Annotated in this window: 22 protein-coding genes; 8 read left to right on the plus strand and 14 right to left on the minus strand. The window is 65.2% G+C overall.

All coding sequences use genetic code 11. The features are described from left to right. The first annotated feature begins 56 nt into the window (after positions 1 to 56). A complete protein-coding gene (gene zwf / locus AC6H34_RS01600) occupies positions 57 to 1433 on the plus strand; it encodes a glucose-6-phosphate dehydrogenase (RefSeq protein ID WP_448146461.1) in 1377 nt (458 codons plus the stop codon). Positions 1434 to 1528: 95 nt separating this feature from the next. On the opposite strand, the gene AC6H34_RS01605 is transcribed toward zwf, so the two are convergent. From AC6H34_RS01605 to AC6H34_RS01615, 3 genes are all read right to left on the minus strand, one after another. After that, complete coding sequence (locus tag AC6H34_RS01605) at positions 1529 to 2959, minus strand: MFS transporter (protein ID WP_448146460.1); 1431 nt, start codon at positions 2957 to 2959, stop codon at positions 1529 to 1531. A gap of 127 nt (positions 2960 to 3086) precedes the next feature. Next, positions 3087 to 4247: a winged helix-turn-helix domain-containing protein gene (locus tag AC6H34_RS01610; RefSeq protein ID WP_497537681.1), complete on the minus strand. Its 1161-nt coding sequence runs from the start codon at positions 4245 to 4247 to the stop codon at positions 3087 to 3089. Between the two features lie 147 nt (positions 4248 to 4394). Beyond that, positions 4395 to 5417: a zinc-dependent alcohol dehydrogenase family protein gene (locus tag AC6H34_RS01615; protein WP_497537682.1), complete on the minus strand. Its 1023-nt coding sequence runs from the start codon at positions 5415 to 5417 to the stop codon at positions 4395 to 4397. Positions 5418 to 5617: 200 nt separating this feature from the next. On the opposite strand from AC6H34_RS01615, the gene AC6H34_RS01620 reads away from it, so the two are divergent. The 5 genes from AC6H34_RS01620 to AC6H34_RS01640 all read left to right on the plus strand — a co-directional run bounded on the left by AC6H34_RS01620 (position 5618) and on the right by AC6H34_RS01640 (position 12829). Continuing rightward, positions 5618 to 9049 carry an AAA family ATPase gene (locus AC6H34_RS01620; RefSeq protein WP_497537683.1) on the plus strand — a complete coding sequence of 1144 codons (3432 nt, stop codon included), beginning with the start codon at positions 5618 to 5620 and terminating at the stop codon, positions 9047 to 9049. 172 nt (positions 9050 to 9221) lie between these two features. Beyond that, positions 9222 to 10331 (plus strand): calcium:cation antiporter, encoded by a 1110-nt coding sequence (locus tag AC6H34_RS01625; protein ID WP_448146456.1) that lies wholly within the window; start codon positions 9222 to 9224, stop codon positions 10329 to 10331. Between the two features lie 31 nt (positions 10332 to 10362). Beyond that, entirely contained in the window at positions 10363 to 11925 is a 1563-nt protein-coding gene (gene xseA, locus AC6H34_RS01630) for an exodeoxyribonuclease VII large subunit (protein WP_497537684.1), read from the plus strand. Between the two features lie 149 nt (positions 11926 to 12074). Further along, entirely contained in the window at positions 12075 to 12296 is a 222-nt protein-coding gene (locus AC6H34_RS01635) for a DUF2093 domain-containing protein (protein WP_448146454.1), read from the plus strand. A 260-nt stretch (positions 12297 to 12556) separates the two neighbouring features. Next, positions 12557 to 12829 (plus strand): hypothetical protein, encoded by a 273-nt coding sequence (locus tag AC6H34_RS01640; protein ID WP_448146453.1) that lies wholly within the window; start codon positions 12557 to 12559, stop codon positions 12827 to 12829. Between the two features lie 6 nt (positions 12830 to 12835). Here the strand turns inward: AC6H34_RS01640 and lpxK are convergent, their stop codons facing one another. From lpxK to AC6H34_RS01670, 6 genes are all read right to left on the minus strand, one after another. Then, on the minus strand, positions 12836 to 13858 hold the full coding sequence (gene lpxK, locus AC6H34_RS01645) for a tetraacyldisaccharide 4'-kinase (protein ID WP_448146452.1): 1023 nt from the start codon (positions 13856 to 13858) through the stop codon (positions 12836 to 12838). Further along, complete coding sequence (locus AC6H34_RS01650) at positions 13855 to 15138, minus strand: 3-deoxy-D-manno-octulosonic acid transferase (protein WP_497537685.1); 1284 nt, start codon at positions 15136 to 15138, stop codon at positions 13855 to 13857. Before AC6H34_RS01650 ends, lpxK begins: the two co-directional genes overlap by 4 nt. Further along, positions 15135 to 15842 carry a lysophospholipid acyltransferase family protein gene (locus AC6H34_RS01655; protein ID WP_448146450.1) on the minus strand — a complete coding sequence of 236 codons (708 nt, stop codon included), beginning with the start codon at positions 15840 to 15842 and terminating at the stop codon, positions 15135 to 15137. The genes AC6H34_RS01650 and AC6H34_RS01655 overlap by 4 nt, the downstream gene beginning before the upstream one ends. Positions 15843 to 15852: 10 nt before the next feature. Further along, on the minus strand, positions 15853 to 16095 hold the full coding sequence (locus AC6H34_RS01660; RefSeq protein WP_448146449.1) for a DUF4170 domain-containing protein: 243 nt from the start codon (positions 16093 to 16095) through the stop codon (positions 15853 to 15855). Between the two features lie 19 nt (positions 16096 to 16114). After that, on the minus strand, positions 16115 to 16912 hold the full coding sequence (locus tag AC6H34_RS01665) for a 3'(2'),5'-bisphosphate nucleotidase CysQ (RefSeq protein WP_448146448.1): 798 nt from the start codon (positions 16910 to 16912) through the stop codon (positions 16115 to 16117). A gap of 98 nt (positions 16913 to 17010) precedes the next feature. Next, on the minus strand, positions 17011 to 17511 hold the full coding sequence (locus tag AC6H34_RS01670) for a GNAT family N-acetyltransferase (protein ID WP_497537686.1): 501 nt from the start codon (positions 17509 to 17511) through the stop codon (positions 17011 to 17013). 128 nt (positions 17512 to 17639) lie between these two features. Here AC6H34_RS01670 and AC6H34_RS01675 point away from each other — a divergent pair, with 128 nt between their 5' ends. Together AC6H34_RS01675 and AC6H34_RS01680 are read left to right on the plus strand one after the other, a co-directional pair. Next, the gene (locus tag AC6H34_RS01675) at positions 17640 to 18005 is read left to right on the plus strand and encodes a nuclear transport factor 2 family protein (protein ID WP_448146446.1); all 366 of its coding nucleotides are present in this window, start codon (positions 17640 to 17642) and stop codon (positions 18003 to 18005) included. Further along, positions 18002 to 18844: a helix-turn-helix domain-containing protein gene (locus AC6H34_RS01680; RefSeq protein WP_497537687.1), complete on the plus strand. Its 843-nt coding sequence runs from the start codon at positions 18002 to 18004 to the stop codon at positions 18842 to 18844. The genes AC6H34_RS01675 and AC6H34_RS01680 overlap by 4 nt, the downstream gene beginning before the upstream one ends. Before the next feature lie 126 nt (positions 18845 to 18970). On the opposite strand, the gene hmuQ is transcribed toward AC6H34_RS01680, so the two are convergent. Genes hmuQ through AC6H34_RS01705 form a run of 5 tightly spaced genes read right to left on the minus strand, consistent with a single transcriptional unit; the run spans position 18971 to position 21956 of the window. Next, positions 18971 to 19306 (minus strand): heme-degrading protein HmuQ, encoded by a 336-nt coding sequence (gene hmuQ / locus AC6H34_RS01685; protein ID WP_497537688.1) that lies wholly within the window; start codon positions 19304 to 19306, stop codon positions 18971 to 18973. A gap of 28 nt (positions 19307 to 19334) precedes the next feature. Then, complete coding sequence (locus AC6H34_RS01690) at positions 19335 to 20399, minus strand: TonB family protein (protein ID WP_448146443.1); 1065 nt, start codon at positions 20397 to 20399, stop codon at positions 19335 to 19337. After that, positions 20396 to 20845: an ExbD/TolR family protein gene (locus AC6H34_RS01695; RefSeq protein ID WP_448146442.1), complete on the minus strand. Its 450-nt coding sequence runs from the start codon at positions 20843 to 20845 to the stop codon at positions 20396 to 20398. Before AC6H34_RS01695 ends, AC6H34_RS01690 begins: the two co-directional genes overlap by 4 nt. Further along, positions 20842 to 21513, minus strand: coding sequence for a MotA/TolQ/ExbB proton channel family protein (locus AC6H34_RS01700; RefSeq protein WP_448146441.1), 672 nt, complete (start codon positions 21511 to 21513; stop codon positions 20842 to 20844). The genes AC6H34_RS01695 and AC6H34_RS01700 overlap by 4 nt, the downstream gene beginning before the upstream one ends. Positions 21514 to 21536: 23 nt before the next feature. Next, positions 21537 to 21956, minus strand: a complete 420-nt coding sequence (locus tag AC6H34_RS01705) for a hypothetical protein (RefSeq protein ID WP_497537689.1) — start codon at positions 21954 to 21956, stop codon at positions 21537 to 21539. Positions 21957 to 21966 lie beyond the last annotated feature (10 nt).

Consider the following 21966-nt stretch of genomic DNA (forward strand, 5'->3'; position numbering starts at 1 on the left):
ATCGTAGCGATACCAGCTGCCAAGGCTGGCGGCGCCACAAGCATGGAAGCAGATAAATGGCCCAAGTTCACTCCGATGCCCTCGTCCTCTTCGGCGCCACGGGGGATCTCGCCTACAAGCAGATCTTTCCCGCGCTCTATTCGATGGTCCGGCGCGGGGTGCTCACCTCACCGGTGGTGGGCGTCGCCTTCGACCCCTGGACGCTCGACCAGCTCAAGGCGCGGGCGCGCGAAAGCACGATCAAGGCATATGGCGACAAGTTCGACGAGGAGGTGTTCGCCCGCCTTTCCGGCCAGTTGCACTATGTCAGCGGCGACTATCGCAGCCCCGAGACCTTCGCCAAGCTGAAGGCCGCGCTCGGTTCCTCTACCCACCCTCTCCACTATCTCGCCATCCCGCCCAGCCTGTTCGAGACCGTCGCCAAGGGGCTGCAGGCCTCGGGCTGCGCCGACAACGCCCGTCTGATGGTCGAAAAGCCCTTCGGGCATGACCAGGCTTCCGCCAAGGAGCTCAACGCCGTCCTGCACAAGTATTTCGACGAGAGTGCCATCTTCCGCATCGACCACTATGTCGGCAAGGAAGCAGTCCAGAACCTGCTCTACTTCCGCTTCGCCAACGCCTTCCTGGAGCCGATCTGGAACCGCAATTATGTGGAGAGCGTGCAGATCACCATGGCCGAGGATTTCGGCGTGCAGGGCCGCGGCAAGTTCTACGACGAGGTCGGCACCATACGCGACGTGATCCAGAACCATCTCGTCAACGTGATGATCCTGCTTGCCATGGAGCCTCCCGCGGGCCGGCTGGAAGACGACCTGATCGAGGAAAAGGTGAAGATCTTCAAGGCGATCCGCACGCTTCAGCCGCAGGACGTGGTACGCGGCCAGTTCGTCGGTTATCTCGACGAGCCCGGCGTGGCGCCGAATTCCACAGTGGAAACCTTCGCCGCGGTGCGGCTGTTCATCGATTCCTGGCGCTGGGAGGGCGTGCCCTTCTACATCCGCGCGGGCAAATGCCTGCCCGTGCGCTGCACCCAGGTCGTGGTGCGGTTGAAGAAGCCGCCGCACGATGTCTTCGGCGAGAAGCTCCAGGGCCCGTCCAACGAATTGCGCTTCCGCCTCAGCCCGCAGATCTGCATCGGACTCGGATCCCGTATCAAGGCGCCCGGCGAGGAATTGTCGGGCGAGCCCGTGGAACTGATGGCGGTCGATGACGGCAGCGGCGACCTGCAGCCCTACGAGCGCCTGATCGGCGATGCGATGGCCGGCGACAACGCCCTGTTCACCCGCCAGGATGCCGCCGAGATCGCCTGGCGCATCTTCGATCCCGTCATCGGCAATGTCGTGCCGGTGACGCCGTACCAGCCCGGAACCTGGGGCCCGCCCACCATGGCGGGCTTCGAGCCGCCATTTGGCTGGGTGGACCCGAAGGTCTGAGCCCGGCACCGCGAAGACACCATTGCCGGGACCGCAGGCGTCCCGCCCGCTCTTGAACCATTATCGTTTCCAGAGACCAAGCGGGATGCCCTGATTCACTCCGAGATCTCCTCCAGGGCCAGGCTGTTCGTCCGCGGCCCCATCAGGCCGATGGCGAGCGCCACCACCAGCATGGCCGCGGCGATGAAGACGAAGACGCCGGTCACGCCGGAATATTGCAGCACGAAAGCGATGATGAAGCTGGTGAAGATCGCCGAGAAACGGCTCCATGAATAGACGAAGCCAGCTGCGCGCGCCCGGATGCCTGTAGGAAAGAGCTCCTGCTGGTAGGCGTGGAAGGTATAGGACATGATGTTGTTGGCGATGGTCAGGCAGGCGCCGAGCGCGACGATGGCCGCCGCCGCCGTCGCCTGGCTAAAGGCGAGGCCCGCCACGATGATGACCAGGGCGATGACCACCAGCACGCTCTTGCGCTCGAAGCGATCGGCAAAGAAGAAGCCGATGAGGGGCCCCACTGGCGAGGCAAGCGCGATGATGGCCGTGTAGAACAGGCTCGACGTCGTGGTGATGCCCTGCTTGATCAGCAGCGTCGGTACCCAGTTCAGGAAACCGTAGAAGCTCACCGTCTGGCAGATGTTGAAGATGATCATCATGACGGTCCGGCTGAGCAGTGGCGACTCCCACATCTGAACCCAGCGCCCCTTCTGCTGCTGCACAGGCTCCGGGGAGGCTGGCGCGGGCAACGGCCCACCGTGCTCGGCCGCCACCCGCAACTCGAGATCGCTCATGATGGCTTCGGCCTCGCGCAGCCGCCCTTGCCGTGCCAGCCAGCGCGGACTTTCCGGCAGGCCGAGGCGAATCCACCAGACGAAGATCGCGCTGCTCGCTCCGATCAGCACCACCCAGCGCCAGCCGTCGATACCGAAGGGCGCGTTGGGTACCAGGAAATACGCGAGGAACGCCGCCACGGGCACGGCGGTGAAACCGACGGCCTGGCAGCAGGCGAAGGCGCGCCCGCGCACCCGGCGCGGCACGAGCTCGGAGAGGTAGGTGCCGATGACGATCATCTCGACACCGAGGCCCAGGCCCGAGACAAAGCGCCAGAAGTTGAGTCCGAAGGCCGTATCCTGGAAGGCCATCACGATGTTGGCAGCCGTATACCAGAGTAGCGACCCCGTGAAGACGCTGCGTCTTCCGAACCGGTCGGCCAGGAAGCCGCAGGCGATGGTGCCGATGAACAGGCCCGCGAACAGAGCCGCCACGAAGCTGGCAACCCCGTTGTTACCGAACAGGCCGGGCGTCGTCGGCGTCAGGATACCTGCCTTGACCAGGCCCGGCGCGATGTTGCCGGTGTAGAGCAGGTCATAGAGCTCGAAGAAGAAGCCGAGGCTGAGCAGGACGATCAGCTTCCACACAGTGAAAGTCTGCGGCAGACGGTCGAGGCGTGCCGCAATTGCGCCGGCCGCCAGCGCATTGTCGGACGGTGTCGGGATGGCGCCGGACGCGCTGAGGGTGGCCTGGGTCATGGGTGGGCGTTTCCTGGGGCTCGCCGGCTGCGGGCGATTGGGCCTTTCCAGCAGAAGAAGGCATTGGGGACAAGCACGCAAAGGTTGTGCCGGCCGCGACAGCCGCCGTCCGACCGTCCCGGGAAAGTCAATCCTCCAGCTGGAAGGTCTCGAACCGCCCCAGCGCTTCCTCGATCGCCGCCTTGTGCCGTCCCTCCTCGCCCTGGCCGACCCAGCTCCATTGCTGGATCAGGAGCTTGCGGCCTGCGCGATCGGTCTTGAGATCGATGGCTGCGACCATGTCCTCGCCTGCCAGGACGGGCAAGGCGAAATAGCCAAAAACTCTTTTTTCCTTAGGTACATAGGCCTCGAAGCGATGATCATAGTCGAAGAAGAATTTCAGGCGCTTGCGCTGGATCACCAGGGGATCGAACGGCGAGAGAATGTGCACCAGTTCGGCCGGTGGAGCCGAGAGCGCCTCGAGAGCTTCGGGCCGGGCCCAATGCTCGATCTTGCCGGCTTCCTCCACATCCACGGCGATGATGTCCTTCCGGCGCAGGCGCGCTTCGATGCGCTCGCGGATTGCCCCCTTCAGGCTCGGTACGAGATGGCAGATCGAATCCAGCGTCACGATACCCTGGGAGCGCAACGCCCGGTCGATCAGGTAGTCGAGAATCTGGCGCTCGGTTGCGGGCCTGGGCTTGAGCGCCGGTTCCACATCCCAGCCGAAGTGACGCTGCATCAGCTCATAGGTCTTGAGCATGCCCTCGCGCGCCGCGATCGCCAGCACGCCCGTATAGAACGCGAATTGCAGTGCGCGCTTGGAGGGCTTGCGGCTTGCCCAGGGATGATCCTTCTCCACCAGCACGTCGTCGTCGATGTCCCGGATGGTGAGAGCGCCGCCCTTGCGGATGAGGTTCAGCACCTTGCGCATCTCGGCCTTGGTCACGCTCTCGAACCATTTGTCCGGCCGCTCGTGGTAGCGCTTCATCTGCGGAAGGAAGAAGCGCAGATCCGCCGTGGGAATATAGGACAGGGCGTGCGTCCAGTATTCGAACACGGACTTGTCCGTGCTCTGCGCCTGCGCGAGATGCGCCCGCCTGTAGGCGGGAATGCGGGTCCACAGGATGTGATGGTGGCTGCGCTCGATGACGTTGATGGTGTCGATCTGCACATAGCCTAGATGCACGACGGCGGAAGGCGTCGCCTGTGCGTCATCCCCGAAGGGCGCGAACGTGTCGAGCCGCTGGGCATGGAGGAGAACGCGGCGGGCCTGGGCCTTGGTAAGAAACGGAGGCTTGCGGGGCATGGGATGGAATCAGGCAGGAGAGTGAAAAGACGGATTATGCCGGGCTGCAATTGGCGATGTCGAGCAGCTTCAGCCTGAAAGGCGCGGGTCCTTGGAGTAGGCCCCGACAATCTCCCGCCGTGGCGGCGCGGGTTCGCTCCTCCCTCCTCACCCAGCCACATACATCACCTTCACCTCGCCCGGCCCGGCCGGCTTCGCGATGATGCCGGGCACTTCGTCCAGGCCCACCTCCTTCGAGATCAGCTTGTCGAGCTGGATCGCCCCTGAGCTCACCAGATCCGCCGCGCGCTTGTGCGTAAAGGGATTGATGAAGGAGCCGAACACCTTCAGTTCGCGAAAGAGGATATCGAACGGCTCGACCTGTACGCTCACGCCCTGAGGCATCACGCCGAGAATGATCACGCTGCCGCCGGGCCTTGCGAGCCGGAAGCTCCGCTGCACGGTCTCGGCCACGCCGGCGCACTCTATCACAACATCCGCACCACCCGGCAGGAGGCCGCCTGCTCCGGTGACCCGCTCGATGAAATCGCCGGCCGAGGGATCGACGCTGTCGGTGGCGCCGATCTCTTCCGCCAGGCGGCGCTTCGCCTCCTGGCGGGTGGAGAGCACCACGCGCGCCGCGCCGGCGAGCCTGGCAAGTTGCACCACGAGCAGGCCGATCACGCCGCCTCCGAGGACGACGACCGTCGAGCCCGGGCGGATCGCAGCGAGGTCGACGCCGTGCAGGCAGCAAGCGAGCGGTTCGCAGAAGGCGCCGTGGGTCGGCTTGAGGGAAAGCGGCAACTCGTAGGCCTGCTTCTGCGGCACCAGCACATATTCGGCGAGGCCGCCGTCGCGGTGTATGCCGATGGCGCGCAAGTTGCGGCAGAGATTGATGCGGCCAGCCTGGCAATGGGCGCACCGCCCGCAGACGATGTTGGGATCGCCAGTGATGCGCATGCCATTGCGGACCCCTTCCACCTCGCTGCCGATATCCTCCACGATGCCACAGAATTCATGGCCGAGGGTGACCGGCGGCCTGGAGGGGAATTCTCCGAGGAAAAGATGCCTGTCGGTGCCGCAGATGCCGGAAGCTTCCACACGCACGAGCAATTCGCCCGGCCCCGGCTTCGGAAGCGCACCCTCCCGCAGATGCAACGCCCCAACGGCCTCGAGACGAACGGATTTCATGGCTGCCTCCCTTTCAGATTGATTGAAGACCATGGTCCACACGAAGGCAGGTGCTGGCAAGGCCTGCCCGTACGACCAGGCGTGGTCGGCCAGCCTTCCCAAGCGTCAAACAAACCTGCGCATTGGTACCAGGTGCTCTTGCCAAACACCGCATATTGCCGTCCCACTTCGCTTCCGCAGTCTCCGGAAGCAAGCACAGCATGTCCGATTTCCTGTTCAGCGTCATCGCCGGTGCCGTCGCCGGCGCCGCTTCCGGCTTTGCGGTGCAGCGCCTGCGCCCCACCGCATCTGTCCCCCCCACCCCGGCACCGTCTCCCGTCGTTGCGGAGCCGCTCGAAGCCGCTGCGCCCCCTCGACAGGTGGTGCAGCAGATCGAACCGATGGCCGAACCGCCTCAGGAAAACGTGCAAGCCACGATAGCCCGGCTCGCCAAGACGCTGGCGCCGCAGGCCGAGGAGGTGAATGATCCCAGGGAATTGGTCGACATCCCCGATTTCCAGGCTGTCCTGGCCGTTTTTCGCCGCCCCGACGTCTCTCTTGAGCTCCTGAAGGCGCATGCCCTCGGTGCGAACTGGCCGCTGGCCTGCGCCGCCTTCACGGTGCTCCGCGACCATCCGGCCCGGCATTCGCTCGGCGAAACGGTGCTCCGTCACCTGCCGCATGTCCGTCCCTTCGTGCTGCCCTCTGCGCTGCATTTGCTCACCACCCTCCAGGAGCGCCCGGCCATCGGCCTAGCCGTCCTCGCTGCGCCGCACTGGTGGCAGCATAATCCCGTCATTCCCGGCTTCTTCGAGGCCTATTTCAACCGCAGCGCCGAACTCGGCGACCAGCCGAGCTTCGGCAGCCGCCTGACGGTCCATGCGGAACTCGACATCGAACCGGTCGAGGCCGTGCTTGCCAGGATCCAGCACCCTTTCGCGCCCCTTCTGCAGGCCGCCCTGAAGGCATGGCAGGGGACGCGAATCAACCGCAAGTTCCTCGCAGAGGTGGGCTCGCTGTGGAGCGAGGCCGAGGACGACCGGCTCCTGATCGCGCCACCTGCATGGGAAGAACAGCTTTCCATGGCGGAGAGCGCGGTCGTGGCGCCGCGTCCGCGCTCGGTGCTGGTGATCGGTGCGCCGGGCGCCGGCAAGAGCGCCTTCCTGCGCCTCTTCGGCGCGCGGCTGGAGACGGCCGGCTGGACGGTGTTCTCGGCGAGCGGCAACGAATTGATGGCCGACCAGATGTACATCGGCCAGCTCGAAGGGCGTATACGCCAGATCATCGATGCCCTTCATACGCGCCGCAAGATCGTCTGGTTCGTGCGAGACCTCGGCCAGTTGGCCACCAGCGGCACCCACCAGGGCCAGACTGCCAGCATCCTCGACCAGATCATGCCGGCGGTCGCCGCCGGAGACCTTGTCCTGGTCGGTGAAACCAGCCAGGCCTCCGCGACGCGGCTGTTCCAGGCCCGGCCGTCGCTCCGCTCAGTCATAGAGGTCCTGCCGCTGGAGGTCATGACCGAGGGCCAGACGCTGAAGCTCGCCACGCAGCTCGGCCAGCGCATCACCGACATCAGCGGTGTTACCGTCTCCGAGCAGGCGGTCGCCGCCACCATGGAGCTGGCACAGCACTATCTCGGCAGCGGCCAATTGCCGGGCGCGGTCCTCGATCTCCTCAAGCGTGCGGCGGCGCGCTCGCTCCACGCCGACGAGACCACGATGACGGCCCAAAGCGTCATCGCCACCCTCTCTCAGGTCTCCGGCCTGCCTCAGGTCATCCTCGATACCACGCAGCGTGTCGAACTGGCGGGCGTACGCGGTTACTTCACCAGCCGCGTCATCGGGCAGGACGAGGCTGTCAAAGCGGTGGTCGATCGCATTGCGATGCTAAAGGCCGGCCTCACCGATCCCGGCCGGCCCATAGGCGTATTCCTCTTCGCCGGCCCGACCGGCACGGGCAAGACCGAACTCGCCAAGACACTGGCGAGCTTCCTGTTCGGCTCGGCCGACCGCATGATCCGGCTCGACATGAGCGAATTCCAGACCGCCGAGTCCACCAGCAAGATACTAGGCCAGCGCGGAGAGAGCGGCTCGGACGCGCTGATCGACCGGGTTCGCAAGCAGCCCTTTTCGGTGATCCTGCTGGACGAGTTCGAGAAGGCCCATCCCAATTGCTGGGATCTCTTCCTGCAGATCTTCGACGACGGACGCCTCAGCGATGCCGATGGACGCGAGGCCGACTTCCGCCATTGCTTCATCATCCTCACCTCCAATCTCGGCGCCACCGCCCATCGCAGCGGCGGTTTCGGCTTTCGGCCGGTTCCCGGCGCCTATGGCGAGGACCAGGTGCTCAAGACCATCGGCCAGACCTTCCGGCCGGAATTCGTCAACCGCCTGGACAAGATCATCGTGTTCAGCCCGCTCTCACGCGAGCTGATGCGGGGCATCCTGCACAAGGAACTCGCGCTGGTGCAGGAACGGCGTGGGCTGCGCGAGCGCAGCTGGGCTGTGGAATGGGAGGCGAGCGCCATCGAGTTCCTGCTCGACCGCGGCTTCACGCCGGAGATGGGCGCCAGGCCCCTCAAGAGGGCGATCGATCAGCTCCTGCTCGCCCCGCTTGCCGCGACGCTGGTCGAGCACCGCTTTCCGGAAGGCGACCAGTTCCTCTTCGTGCGTTCGAACGGCAAAGCCGTCGAGGTCGAGTTCGTCGATCCCAATGCTGACCCCACGCAACAGACGGTAGCGGAGGCGGAACTCGACGGCACGCTCTCGCTGCCGGCCGTCATGCTCCGGCCGACGGGTTCGGTCGCCGAACGGGCCTTCCTGGCTGCGAGCTGGTGCGAGATCCGCGACGAGCTTGCCGGCGAAACCCTGATGGGCCTGGGCGATGGGTTCCGCTCGGAGCTGGCCGATCCGGGCTTCTGGTCGCGCGAGGACCGCCACGACGTCTTGTCAAGGCTGGAACTGCTGGACCGGGTCAAGGAAGCGAGCCGCACGGCCGAACGCCTCGACCAGCGCTACCGGGCAGCGACAGGCCATCCCGCCCGCGCCTCGCGCGAACTTGCAGCCCGCCTTGCCCTTCAGCTCCATAACCTGCGCCAGGGGATCGACGATATCCTCGCCAAGGCGCCTGTGGACGCGCTGCTGCGCATCGAGCCCGCCCTCGATGCCGGCGGCGACGGCGACGGCGCGACGGAGTGGTGCCGCAGGCTGACTGGAATGTATCGTGGCTGGGCCGACAAGCGGCGCATGCAGTTGCTCCAATTCCTGCCGCACAACGGCAAAGGCGCCCCGATCCTCCATATCACGGGTTTCGGTGCCTTCAGGACGCTCGCGACGGAAGCCGGACTCCATGTGCTCGACGATCCCGCGCCCGAGAATGGCCGACGTACAGTCGCGCGGGTCGTGGTCGCGGTCGGGCCGGATCAGGAACTCGTGGAGGGTGGCGAATACACCGCCGCTGCCAAACTCCTGGCCGGGCCTGCCGCCGGCAACGCCATCGTGCGGCGCTATCGCGAGGGATCGGCGCCCCTCGTCCGCGATGTCGCGGCGGGGTGGCGGACCGGGCGGCTGGATGCGGTGCTGGGCGGCGATTTCGACCTGATGTCCGCGGCGGCCCGCCGGCAGCCCGCGGCCGGCAATCCGGCCTGAGCGTGTCTTGCCTCGGCAAGTCACCTTGTCAATGGGGCAGCCGGATCGCGGGGCCCTCGCCGACGTACGGCACATGACAAAATGCATCCGCTGAACTAGACAAATTCGGCAAATGGTCAATGCGTTGGCCTTTCCTCCTCTCATGCCAGATTCAGTCCCTTCGAGATCGAGAATGACAGCCACCCGCTCCGCGACGATGCCGATAACGGCCTGGATCTATCCGCTCCTCGCCTTTGCGTTCTACGGCCTGGCATCAAGCCTCGGCTTTGCCGATCAGATGGCACCCGGCATCGGAGGCCAGGTCCTCGCCGTGCTGCTGGTGCCCATACTTTTCGGCACCATCTTCGCCTCGGTCTACCATGCCGAGGTGCTCGCCCACTGGAGCGGCGAGCCCTATGGCACCCTGATCCTCACCGCCGCCGTCACCATCATCGAAGTCGCGCTCATCGCCTCCGTCATGATGTCCGGCAAGGACGGCAGCCCGACGCTGGCGCGCGATACCGTCTTCGCCGTGGTGATCACGGTCTGCAGCGGCCTCACGGGCCTGTGCATCCTGGTAGGCGGCCTGAAATACCGCGAGCAGAACTTCCGCGTCTCCGGCGCCAGTGCCTATCTCACGGTGTTGATGGTGCTGGCGACCCTGACCCTTATCCTGCCCAACTACACCCAGCAGACGCCCGGGCCGGTCTATTCCAATCCGCAGCTGGTCTTCTTCGCCCTCGTCACCATCGTGCTCTACGGCGCTTTCCTCTACATCCAGACCGTGCGCCATCGCGACTACTTCATCTCGCCCGCCGCCGAGCATGACCTGCACGCCGATCCCTCGAAGCGGCGTCTATGGAGCAGCTTCATCCTGCTCCTGCTCGCGCTCGTCGCGGTCGTCATGCTCGCCAAGAAATTCGCGGTTGTGGCCGAAGCCGGGCGTCTCGCCATTGGCGCGCCGCCGGCGATCACTGGGCTTATCGTCGCTATCCTCATCCTGCTGCCCGAGGGCATCGCCGCCGTGCAGGCCGCCCGCAGCGACGCGTTGCAGAAATCGCTCAACCTCGCGCTCGGCTCGGCCCTCGCCACCATCGGCATGACCTTTCCGGCCGTCGCGGTGGTGACGCTCTATCTCGGCACCTCCCTGACCCTCGGGCTCAACGCGTCCGGCACCGTATTGCTCGCTCTGACCCTCCTGGTCAGCACGCTGACCTTCGCCACCGGCCGCACGAACATTCTCTACGGCTTCGTGCATTTGGTGATCTTCGCCACCTTCCTGTTCCTGAGCTTCCAGCCTTAGGCGCGTCCGGTGCTTTGTGTAGAATGCGCCCATGTCGGATGTTCAGCCTGATTCTCAGCCCTCCAATGCGCCCGAATGGACGGTTTCCGAACTCTCGGGCGCTCTCAAGCGCACCGTGGAGGATGCCTTCGGCTATGTGCGCGTACGGGGAGAGATCTCCGGCTATCGCGGCCCGGTGGCCTCTGGCCATGCCTACTTCGCCCTGAAGGACGAGGGAGCCAAGATCGACGCAGTGATCTGGAAGGGCAATATGGCGCGCCTCAGGCAGCGCCCCGAGGAAGGCATGGAGGTGATCGCCCATGGCCGCCTCACGACTTTCCCCGGCAAGTCCTCATACCAGATCATCATCGACAGGCTGGAGCCGGCCGGCCTCGGCGCCCTGATGGCGCTCCTCGAGGAGCGCCGGCGCAAGCTGGCCGCGGAGGGTCTGTTCGACGAGAGCAGGAAGCAGGCACTGCCATTCCTGCCGCGCGTCGTGGGTGTCGTCACGTCGCCGACGGGTGCGGTGATCCGCGACATCCTGCACCGCGTTTCCGACCGTTTTCCGCGCCATGTCATCGTCTGGCCCGTCCGAGTGCAGGGCGAGACGAGCGCGGCTGAAATCGCCAACGCCATCAGTGGTTTCGACGCATTGCCTCAAGTCGGCCGCATCCCCCGTCCCGACGTTCTCATCGTCGCGCGCGGTGGCGGAAGCCTGGAGGACCTGTGGTCCTTCAACGAGGAAATCGTGGTGCGCGCCGCCGCGAACTGCTCGATCCCTCTGATCTCCGCCGTAGGCCACGAGACCGACTGGACGCTGATCGATCATGTCGCCGACCGGCGAGCCCCCACGCCCACGGGCGCCGCCGAGATGGCCGTGCCGGTGCGGGCCGATCTCCTGGCCAATCTCCATGATCTCGGCACCCGTCTCACCGGCCACGCCCTGCGCATGATCGAACGCCGCCGTCAGGACCTTCGTAATCTCGGCCGAGCCCTGCCCAGCGGCGAGACCCTGCTGGCCACGCCCCGCCAGCGACTTGATCTGACGGCCGGCCGCCTCGTGCATGCCCTGCTGCTCAACACGCGGCGCCATCACCAGCTCTATGACACGATCTCGCGCCGCCTGCTGGCGCAAAGTCCCTCCAACCGGCTAGACCGCAGCCGGGACCGATTCCACGCAGTGGCGGACCGCCTGGAGGCAAGTACCCGCATCGCCCTCGCCCGCAAGCGCGAGGCCTTCGCCGCACGCGCAGCCCGGCTCGCGCCACTTCTCCTCTCGCGCCGTAGCGAAGCCGGGCGTGAACGCCTCGCCAATCTCGCCAACCGCCTCCTGCGAGCCGCCACCACCCGAACGGCCGTACAGCGCGAGCATCTCGCTCGCTTCTCGGTATTGCTCGATGCCTACTCCTACCAAGGCGTGCTGCAGCGCGGCTTCGCGCTGGTTCGCGACGGCGATGGCCGGCCCGTGCGCAACGTCGCCGCGGCCAGAGCTGCCGCGAGCCTCGACCTGCAATTCGCCGATGGCCACTTCGCCATGGGCAAGAGCGCCCCACCGCCCCCGGCGAAACCGAAACCCCGGTTCGCGGACAAGCAGCCGGGCCTGTTCGACGACTGATATTTAAACTTTAATCATAGAAATTGACAATAATTCATTGTTCTGACTTGCGATACCGTGCTGCAATCAAACCTGTTTTTGGGGTCGTGTGGAAGGCCTTGGTCTGTTATATTCGCCGCCAAACCCTTCCAACCCAGGCCATACTCTCGATGAATCGTCACGAAAGCCGCATGTCGATGCCCGGCGAAGCACAGATCCAGTTTCTCGATGCGGATTTCCGCATCCTCAAGCCCGGCAATTATGTGCGTTGTGCAGTGACGGGTACCCACATCCCGATCGACGAACTGCGCTACTGGAGCGTCGAGCGCCAGGAGGCCTATGCCACGCGCGAAGCAGCGCTGGAGCGCCTGAAGAGCCTCGGCGTCATCTGACGGGCACGCGTTCCCAAAGGAACAGGCAGTCCACGCCCGCGGTGGCACATTGTGACCGTATCGCATTCTCGACACGGAACCTCGCCGCCGCCTCACCCAGGATCTCCCTTCACCCCCTTGTTTTCGCCGGGAGTATCGGACCGGGCATTTGCCGTTCACCCGGACTGTGTGGAATGACACGCATGCGAGGCGCGCCATGCGGCATTGATTGATTGCCCCGACGCATCGAAGGGGCCGTCAACAATTCGAGGGATAGTCCGATGTTTGACAGCGCAGATACCGAATACGGCGTGCTGCCCTTCGTCCGTAACATCGCCGGGGAACTGGTGGCGCTCCGGCCTGTCGATGCGTCCAACTGGGCATCGGTCCAGTATCGCGCCGAGTCGGCCGTGATGGCGGGCCGCTATGACGGCGCCATCGCCTTCTCTCGGTCTCGGGACCGACGCTCGGGTGGCATCAGGACCGCCATCATCGCCCAGTTCGGGGAGTTGCCGGACACGCTGGCGGTTCCGGCCGCCGAGACTGCGCATTGAGGGCAGCTACCCGCCAAGCCGGAAGCGCTTGACCAGAAAATCGTGCAGTTCCGCTTCTTCCTCGAAGAAGAGGCGGATGGGCACGACTTGCGAAATCGAAGCCAGACCGATGCGAGCAGGACCGCCGGACAGGCGCACCATGTCCTTCGTGGTCGTCACCGGAACCAACCGTGCCGATTGGGCTCTGAGCGCGATGCGCCCGGCATCCTCCTCGGTAAAGGCATGGTGATCGGCAAAGACCTCTGTGGCGGCGATGATCGCGCCCATGTCGGCCAGCGTCTTGAAGAACTTCTCCGGCCTGCCGATACCGGCGAAGGCGAGGACTCGCTTGCCACGCAGCGATGGCGCCGAGGGATCGAGACCTATGCGCGCCCGGAAGACCGCGAGACCCGAGCCACGCGCAAACTCGTGTACGACCGTGCCCGCATCGCCCGGTCCGATCACCACCACGGCTGAGGCAAAGGGCACCTGGTCATGGATCGGTGCCCGCAGGGGTCCCGCCGGAAAGACCATGCCGTTGCCGATACCAGTTTCCCCATCCACCGCGATGATCGAGCAATCCTTGTCGAGCGAGGGGTTCTGGAAGCCGTCGTCCATGACGATGATCGTGGCCCCCTGGGACACCGCAAGCGCGGCGCCTGCCGGCCTGTCGGCCGAGAGTATCGTGAGCCCCTTCTGGGCCAGCAGCAACGCCTCATCGCCGACCTGATCGGCCGAAGCATCGGACGTGACGACGAGCGGCCCCTTCTCTCGTCCACCGTAGCCACGGGTGAGGAAGGCTGGCTTCTGGCCGGTCTGCCTGAGGATCTCCGCAACCTCCAGCGCCAGCGGTGTCTTGCCGGCCCCGCCAAGCGTGAAATTGCCGATGCAGACCACGGGCACCCCGGCGCGCGTGCCTTGCATCCGCATGCGGGCGATCACCTGGCCGCCGTAAACATGCGCAATCGGGTTGAGCAAGCGCGCCAGCCAGCCTCTTGGCCGGTACCAGAACTGCGGGGCCTTGAGACTGATCGGCAAGAGGCTGCTCATGATGCCCGCTTCGCCATCAGCCACGCCAAAGCGGCCATGGTGCGATCGAGTGCACCCGTCAATGTGGCGATGGCATGGGCGCCGCCCGCCGCCACCCGTTCGACTTCGGCGGGGTCGGCCAGCAGGCGCGCAACGGCGGACGCAAGTTCCTCGCTGCTGCGAACCACGATTGCCCCACCCATGTCGTCAAGCGCCCCGTATGCCCCAAGGAAATTTTGCACAAAAGGACCGTGCAGAACAGCCGCACCGAGCTTGGCCGGTTCGATCGGATTCTGTCCACCTTCCCCGGACAGCGACTTGCCTACGAAAACGATGCGCGCAAGACGGTAGAACACACCCATCTCACCCACGGTATCGGCGACATAGACGTCCATGTCGTCCCGCGGCACGGCTCCCTGCGAACGCAGGCCGACAACGAGACCCTTCGCCGCCAGATCGGCGGCAATGGCGGGTCCGCGCTCGGGATGGCGAGGCACGACGAGGGTCAAAAGACCGGCGAAGCGGTTCTCGAGCTGGGCATGCACCCCGCCCGCAAGCGCCTCTTCGCCCTCGTGGGTCGCCGCAGCGAGCCACACGGGCCTTGCACCGACGGCCTCGCGCAGTTCCGCAAGCTTCGTCTCGTCGGCCGAGGGTGCGGGGGCGTCGAATTTGAGATTGCCGGAGACCGTTACATGAGTTGCGCCGAGCGCCTGGAACCGCTCGCCGTCATCGGCGCTCTGGGCGGCGATGACGTCGAAGCAGCCAAGCAGCGTGCCGATGGTGCGGGGAGCCCGTCGCCAGCGGGCGAAAGAGCGTGGCGACATGCGCGCATTGACGAGCGCGAGCGCCACCCCGGCCGCCTTCGTCTCCTGAACCATGGTCGGCCAGATCTCGGATTCCAGGAAAACGGCGAGATCCGGCCGCCAGTGGCGCAGGAAACGCCGAACGAAGGCGGGTATGTCGAGCGGTACGAACTGATGGATTGCTCCGGCCGGCAACCGCTTGGCCATCAGCGCGGCGGAGGTGACGGTGCCCGTCGTCATTAGGATGCGGTAGCCCTGCGCCGCCAGCCGCTCGGCGACCGGGAGCAAGGTGATGGATTCGCCGACGCTAGCCCCGTGCAGCCAGCACAGCCGCCCCTCGGGACGCGGCATGCTCGCGATGCCGGTCCGTTCGGGCCGGCGCAGGGGATCTTCCTTCCCGCGCCGCTGTCGCCGCGCGAGCAGCAACCCGGAAAAAGGCCCAAATCCCGCCGTCGCCATGCGGTAGAGCCGCAAGCTCAGGGGATGGGCGCCACTCACGAGCCGGCCCGAACGAACTTGCGCCCCACCATGCCATAGGCAGTGCGATGGGCGGCATCGAGGTTGGCTTGCACCTCCTGGCGCTTGGCCTCCATCATGTCCCTGTCGGCGTCGGCGGGTACATGCACGAGATCGCCCACCACGAAGACGCCGCGCGAGAAAGGCAAGTTGATTACCGCCCTGTCCCAGGTGGAGAGCTGGATCATGTTGGATGTCGCCACCGCCACCGGAACGATCGGCCGTCCCGACAGGCGCGCCAGGGTGACAATGCCCGGGCCGGCGATGCCGCCGTCGCGGGGCACATCCGCGGTCACGCCGACAGACTGACCGCCCTTCAGCGTCGCCACCAACTCCCGCAGTGCTTCCGCTCCGCCCTTGTGGCGCTGGCGGGAAGGACGCTTGGCGCCCGAACCGCGAACGAGGCCGAGGCCGAGGCGCGTCACCGCAACGGCGTTGATCTCGCCGTCACCGTGGCGGGAGATCAGGATCCTGAACTCATGTCCTTCGCGCCGCATGAAGGGCACGAGGAAATGGTGCCCGTGCCACATGGCGACGATATAGGGATATTCGTCACGGATCGACCTGTAGAGATCCGTGGGGACATCAGTGAAGCGGGTCGTGGCATGGACGAGCTTCAGCCAGGCCGCGAGGCCCTCGCCTAGGCTCTTCTGGATGAATTTCGACTGACCGATGCTCTTGATCATTCAGAGGGCATCAGTCCTTGGTCTTGTCTGTAGAGGGATCCAGCAGGCGATGCAGATGCACGATGAAGTAGCGCATCTGGGCATTGTCGACGCTCGATTGCGCCTTCGCCTTCCAGGCCGCCTGGGCGCTGGCATAGTTCGGGAAGATGCCCACGATGTCGAGGCCGGCAAGGTCCTTAAACTCAATGCCGTCGATCGAGGAAAGCTCGCCACCGAAAACGAGATGCAGCAACTGCTTTTGTGGTTCACTCATTCCAAGCTCCTGGGATGTTTCAGAATTTCACGCCGCGGAACAGCGCCACCAGGGCCTCCTGCCGGGCAAGGCCCGCCATCACCAGCGGTGCATGCACAGGCTCGGCCCGATTATAGGTCACCTCCTCGCCGCGAACCTCGCTCAGGCGGCCGCCGGCCTCGCTCAGGATGACATCCGCCGCGGCGATGTCCCAGTCATGCGATGAGCCGGAGGCGAAGGCGGCGTCGAGACGTCCCTCGGCCACATAAGCGATGCGCAGCGCAAGCGAGGAGAGGCGCGCGGCACGCTCCACCTCGGGCGGCAGGTCCTCGCGCACCAGATCGAACATCGGCTTCGGGCCGGCGATCAGGCGGGTTTGCGACAGCGTGCCGGCGCTAGCCTCGATGAGAACGCCATTCTTGAAGGCTCCCAGACCACGGCCCGCGCTGTAGAGATCTCCGTTGGTCGGCCGGAAGAGCACGCCGGCAAGCGGACGGCCATCTTCGACCAGCGCGGCGGAAATTACCCACTCGCCGTTGCCGGCGATGAACCCCCGCGTGCCGTCGATGGGATCGAGCACCCAGACCTGGCGCTTCGACAACCTTTCGGTGCTGTCGGCCGCTTCCTCCGACAGCCAGCCGATCGCACTGGAAACGCCGCGCAGACGCGCCGCGAGATGGGCGTCTATGGCGAGATCGGCTTCGGTGACGGGCGAGTTGTCCGGCTTGTCGAAGATCTGGGCTCCGTCGCGTGCGAAACGCAGCCCGATTTCCCCGGCCTCCTGCGCAGCCTCGATCAACAGCGGCAGCGCCTCGCCGGCCGTCAGAAGAGGAGCCATCTGCCTTGCATCATCCCTTGCATCCATGGCCCGGATTTAGGCGAGCGGGGCAGCGCACGCAAGCAAGAACCACCGGTTCAATCCTCTCTCCGTGCAAGTCAGACAGAACGCTCCATGAAGATCGTAATGGCGGCCAGATCCTGCGAGGGCGCGTAGAAGGGCGGGCAGGGTCGGAATCCGAGGGAGTGATAGAGAGCGATGGCCTGCGTCATGAAGGTGACCGTCTCCAACCTGGCCTTCGCAAGCCCGGCATCCTGCATCCGCTCGAGCAGCGCCACCATCAGCATGCGTGCAAATCCCCGGCCCCGAAACTCAGGCCTGACGAACATATGTCGTATCTCGGCCGTCGCGTCGCCAACATGCTGAAATGCGATGCACGCGGCAGGCTCGCCGGCCCAGCGGGCGAGCAGAAGAACCCCATTGGCCGAGAATTTCCTCATCAGCGTCTCGGCGGTATCGCTGTAGTAGAGTTCGATCAGGTCCGCCCCCGAGCAGCCCTGTGCCCGGGTCTCGGCAAGATCCCACACACCCATGACAGCTATCAACTTCCTGGCCGCCTCGAAATCGTCCAGGGTCCGTCCCATGTCGATCGCGATCATTCCCGCTCGTGCCCCTCGTCCCCGGAGCAATGTAGCATGATTACCTGCGACGTAATTGAGAGGCTTCACGCCGCCGGCCATGCTAAGCGGGCCTGAAGCGATCAGGCGATCATGAAGGAGAGCTTGCCGTGTCCGATCCCGCCACCATCGCCAAAACCTACATCGCCACCTGGAACGAGGCGGATCCCGCCCGCCGCCAGGCCCTTCTCGCTGCGACCTGGACCGAGGATGCCGTCTATGTCGATCCGCTGATGCGGGGCGAAGGCCCGGAGCAGATCGATGGCCTGATAGCCGCCGTCCAGCAGCGCTTTCCTGACTTCCGCTTCGCCCTCGTCGGCGAAGCTGACGGCTATGGCGATCATGTCCGCTTCTCCTGGCAACTCGGGCCGAACGGCGGCGAGGCACCGATCAAGGGCACGGACTTCGTGCAACTGGAGTATGGGCGTCTGCGCCGGGTCAGCGGCTTCCTCGACCAGATCCCAGCCGCGGCATGAGCGGGCTGGCCGACGCCGATCCGCTTCGCCCTCCCGGCGGCCTGCCTGAAGGCAGGCCGGTCCGCGGGATCGGCGAGCATCTGCGTGCGTGGCGGCAGCGCCGACGCCTGAGTCAACTCGACTTCGCCCTGGAGGCGGACATCTCCCAGCGCCATCTCAGCTTCATGGAGAGCGGACGCTCCCGCCCGAGCCGCGACATGGTCCTCCATCTCGCCGAGCGGCTGGATGTGCCCCTGCGGGAGCGCAACAACCTTCTGCTCGCAGCAGGGTATGCGCCTGTATACCTGGAACGTGCGCTGGAGGATCCCGCCTTGGGACCGGCCCGCCGGGCCATCGATCTCGTCCTCACGGGTCACGAGCCCTTCCCGGCGGTGGCGGTCGATCGGCACTGGACCCTTGTGGCCGCCAACAAGGCGGTTGCGCCACTGCTTGCGGGCGTCGCCGACGAGGATCTGCTCAAGCCCCCGGTGAATGTGCTGCGGCTGGGCCTGCATCCGGGAGGCCTAGCGCCTCATACCGTCAATCTGCCTGAGTGGCGCGAGCACCTGCTCGATCGCCTGCGCCACCAGATCTCCGTCACGGGCGATGCGACGCTTGCCGGCCTGCTGGCCGAACTTGCCGCCTACCCGGTTCCTTCGGGCAAACGCGCCGCGGCTAGGGACTATGGCGGAATCGTCGTGCCCTTCGAATTGCAGACGGAGGCTGGATTGCTGTCCTTCTTTTCGACCGTGACCGTGTTCGGCACGCCCGTCGACATCACCCTGTCTGAACTCGCACTGGAATCCTTCTTTCCCGCCAACGCTCAGACGGCCGAGATCCTGAGGAAGATGGCAGCATAGGTGTCGGCAGGAAAGTAAATGATGGGGGCGAGGCACCACGTTGCGACCGGGCCTGGAGGTCACCATCCCCGCTCGCAGCCGTGGCTCCTCGTCCCTGCCCCCTCCGCCCGGAGGGAAACGCGCCGTCTATGCCGCCTTGCTCGTCGCCTGAGCGTCGAGGCTCTGCAGCACTTCAAAACCCTCGAAAACGGGGTGGCCCAACGTCAGGGCAGGCCCATTGCCGGCGTTGCGGTGCGAGAGACGGAAGGCTTCGGACTGGGTCCAGGCCTCGAAATCGGCTCGGCTGCGCCAGATCACATGCGAGGAATAGAGAATGTGATCCTCCCGCTCCGGACCGCGCAGGAGATGGAAGGAGACGAAGCCGGGCAGCTTGTCGATATGCACTTCGCGGTCGCGCCAAACGGCCTCGAAATCCGCGGTGCAATCTTTCTTCACTTGGAAACGGTTCATGGCGATGAACATGGAGGACTTCCTTTCTGGTGTTGAAAATCTAGGTATTGGGGCAAGTTAGACGAAGCGTCGTCGCGATCTTCTTGGGTGGTGGCTCCGATAGTGATGTAGAGCGCACGATCGCTGCTACGGTTCCGTCAAAACTTGAATCGCCTGAAGCACCCACCAACTGAACAGAACTGAGGCTGCCCTGTACCGATACAACCACACCTAGTCGAACGGTAGCGCCGCTTCGGCAATCTATGTTTCTTGCTCTTAAGCGGCGATTTACTGCGGCGAATAGCACGGCCCGATAGTCCTTCAATACGGCACCGCTTGTAAGGGCATTATCGGATACGCCAACATCGGAGATCGCTCCTGCCCCACCCTTCTGCGCCCGCCTCACTTGGATGCTCGTATCGAGCTTCGCAAAGCGCGTTTCCTGGATTTGCTCCTTGACGGGCGGCTGAACCTTCATCGGCGGCTCGGTCTTCTTCCTTGGAGCATGAACCTGCCTGGGCTTTTCCGGCTTCCTGTGTTTCGGCGATTCGGCCGGCGGCTTGGCGGGGACGTCCCGCGCGGGGTCCTGCGGCGACGATACCAGCGGAACTTCCGTGCTCTCCACCGGACTTGCGGAGGTCAGCACATCCGGAGCCAGGACAGCCACCTGCTGCGGCGGGGTCGGAGCGGACGAGGCAGGTTGCACAGCAGCAGTCGCGGGCGCGTCTGACGCCTCGGGCACCACCTTCTCCGGCGGGACGAGCGGCTCGGCAGCCGCCGTGTTCACTTGCCGGTCCACGGCATCCGGTTTCACGCTCTCCTGCGGCGGAGGGGTCACCTCTTCCGTCCTCACTGCATCGGGGGGCACGACCTCGGCAGTGTCCTCCAATGCGGCCTCGGTGACCGTATTCGGCGAATCGACCTCCTGCGCCAGCGGCGCGCTGTTCATGTTCACGGCGTCGGATGACGGCGCCGGGGCGAAGGAGGCTTCGATCGGCCGGTTGAGGCGTGTTTCGGTACCTGGCGGAATAAGCACCCACGCTCCTGCAAGTGCCGTCAGATGCAGGAGTGTCGCACCCGCGATCATGCCCGCCCGCCAGTCTCGAAAGATCTCCGCCGCGATCATGGCTGCCCGGCGCTCTTGTCCGCCTTGCCGATGAAGGCAAGCTGGCCGACACCATCGCGGCTGAGCGCCGCCATGGTGTCGAGCACTTTCTCATAGGGCACGCTGGCGTCGGCGCGGATATGCGCCATCACCTTCGGGTCCTCTGCGACCCGAGCCTTGATGGCTGCATCGAAATCGGCGCCGCTGCGGGCATCCTGGCCGATGAAGACTGAGCCGTCCGCCTTGATCGAAACCAGAAGAGGCTCCTTGGCAGGCGAGAGAGCAGCCGCCCCGCTCGCCTTGGGCAGGTTGACCTTCACGCCGGCGGCCAGCATCGGGGCCGTCACCATGAAGACTATGAGCAGCACCAGCATTACATCGACGAAGGGGGTGACGTTGATGTCCGATACGGCCCGGGGCGCACCCAGGCCGTCGCTGCCTTCCGGGTCCTGGAGGGAAAAGCTCATTCGGCCGCCTCCCTGTAGTCGACTGCCGCAACGGTCGGCGCACCACGGCGCGCAGCCATCAGTTCGGCTTCCCGGCGAAGGATCTGCTCGAACCGCCGTCCGAGATCGGCCATGGCATGCGACAGGCGGTTATAGGCGACGACAGCCGGAACGGCGGCAACGAGTCCCAGTGCCGTGGTGAAAAGCGCTTCGGCAATGCCGGGGGCGACGGTTGCCAGCGAAGTGTCGTTCGTGCCGGCAATGGCGGAGAAGGAGTTCATCACGCCCCACACCGTACCGAACAGTCCGACAAAAGGCGCCACGGCGGCGATGGTCGCAAGCACGGAGAGGCCGGCATCGCTGGCGCTGATCAGCCCCCCTGCCACTTCGCGCATGGCGCGCTCGATCCGCGCCCGATATTCGCCGCCGGTTTCTCCGGGCACGCTGATATCCGCCGACTGACGGCCACGCAGCAGCAGGGTCTGCGCCAGCACAGGTGCACCGACAAGCCCCTTGCTGGCGGCCTGGCGCAGGAAGCCTCGCAGCCGCGCCTGTCGCCGGATCGTCTCGAAGCTCAGCCCCCAGGACAAAACCGAAGCCACGACCAGGATCAGCATCACCGCCTTCACCACCGGATCGGCGTTGAGCAGCAGATTCACGAAGGAAAAATGCGTGGCGGTCTCGGTCATGGCGATCTCGCTTCAAAAAGGCTTCACTTGAAAAACTTGGCACTCGCCTTCGAACTGACGGCGACGGCATCAAGGCAGGCGGCAGGCGCTTCGGTACCACCTGCGAACCGGCAGGCCGGCACCTCGTTGAGAAGGATGCTTCCGATGCCCTCGCAGGCCAGGCCGGCGACATCGAAGGCTTTCACGATGGTCTTGCTCGGCGGCACCGGACCAAGATCGACCGCGAGACGCTTCGCGACCACCCCGTCGGTTCCGAACATTACGAGATCGGCCCGCAGGCTCTGTGCCGCAGCCGTACGCGCATTGACGATCACCATGGTCAGGCGGCAATTGCCGTTCTGCGTTTCGAGCTTGTTGAGTTCGATCGAAAGATCCGCTGCAAGCGCGGGCAGCGGCGAGAGGACGAGAGCCGCGATCGAAAGGCCGGAGAGCAGTTTCTTCATTGAGTGTTCT

It is taken from the genome of Labrys sp. ALF-8, from assembly GCF_059699065.1.

Excerpts from the sequence above, each read along its gene's own strand:
- zwf (WP_448146461.1), top strand. The coding sequence starts at position 57 with ATGGCCCAAGTTCACTCCGATGCCCTCGTCCTCTTCGGCGCCACGGGG.
- AC6H34_RS01605 (WP_448146460.1), bottom strand. The coding sequence starts at position 2,959 with ATGACCCAGGCCACCCTCAGCGCGTCCGGCGCCATCCCGACACCGTCC.
- AC6H34_RS01610 (WP_497537681.1), bottom strand. The coding sequence starts at position 4,247 with ATGCCCCGCAAGCCTCCGTTTCTTACCAAGGCCCAGGCCCGCCGCGTT.
- AC6H34_RS01615 (WP_497537682.1), bottom strand. The coding sequence starts at position 5,417 with ATGAAATCCGTTCGTCTCGAGGCCGTTGGGGCGTTGCATCTGCGGGAG.
- AC6H34_RS01620 (WP_497537683.1), top strand. The coding sequence starts at position 5,618 with ATGTCCGATTTCCTGTTCAGCGTCATCGCCGGTGCCGTCGCCGGCGCC.
- AC6H34_RS01625 (WP_448146456.1), top strand. The coding sequence starts at position 9,222 with ATGACAGCCACCCGCTCCGCGACGATGCCGATAACGGCCTGGATCTAT.
- xseA (WP_497537684.1), top strand. The coding sequence starts at position 10,363 with ATGTCGGATGTTCAGCCTGATTCTCAGCCCTCCAATGCGCCCGAATGG.
- AC6H34_RS01635 (WP_448146454.1), top strand. The coding sequence starts at position 12,075 with ATGAATCGTCACGAAAGCCGCATGTCGATGCCCGGCGAAGCACAGATC.
- AC6H34_RS01640 (WP_448146453.1), top strand. The coding sequence starts at position 12,557 with ATGTTTGACAGCGCAGATACCGAATACGGCGTGCTGCCCTTCGTCCGT.
- lpxK (WP_448146452.1), bottom strand. The coding sequence starts at position 13,858 with ATGAGCAGCCTCTTGCCGATCAGTCTCAAGGCCCCGCAGTTCTGGTAC.
- AC6H34_RS01655 (WP_448146450.1), bottom strand. The coding sequence starts at position 15,842 with ATGATCAAGAGCATCGGTCAGTCGAAATTCATCCAGAAGAGCCTAGGC.
- AC6H34_RS01660 (WP_448146449.1), bottom strand. The coding sequence starts at position 16,095 with ATGAGTGAACCACAAAAGCAGTTGCTGCATCTCGTTTTCGGTGGCGAG.
- AC6H34_RS01665 (WP_448146448.1), bottom strand. The coding sequence starts at position 16,912 with ATGGCTCCTCTTCTGACGGCCGGCGAGGCGCTGCCGCTGTTGATCGAG.
- AC6H34_RS01670 (WP_497537686.1), bottom strand. The coding sequence starts at position 17,511 with ATGATCGCGATCGACATGGGACGGACCCTGGACGATTTCGAGGCGGCC.
- AC6H34_RS01680 (WP_497537687.1), top strand. The coding sequence starts at position 18,002 with ATGAGCGGGCTGGCCGACGCCGATCCGCTTCGCCCTCCCGGCGGCCTG.
- hmuQ (WP_497537688.1), bottom strand. The coding sequence starts at position 19,306 with ATGTTCATCGCCATGAACCGTTTCCAAGTGAAGAAAGATTGCACCGCG.
- AC6H34_RS01690 (WP_448146443.1), bottom strand. The coding sequence starts at position 20,399 with ATGATCGCGGCGGAGATCTTTCGAGACTGGCGGGCGGGCATGATCGCG.
- AC6H34_RS01695 (WP_448146442.1), bottom strand. The coding sequence starts at position 20,845 with ATGAGCTTTTCCCTCCAGGACCCGGAAGGCAGCGACGGCCTGGGTGCG.
- AC6H34_RS01700 (WP_448146441.1), bottom strand. The coding sequence starts at position 21,513 with ATGACCGAGACCGCCACGCATTTTTCCTTCGTGAATCTGCTGCTCAAC.
- AC6H34_RS01705 (WP_497537689.1), bottom strand. The coding sequence starts at position 21,956 with ATGAAGAAACTGCTCTCCGGCCTTTCGATCGCGGCTCTCGTCCTCTCG.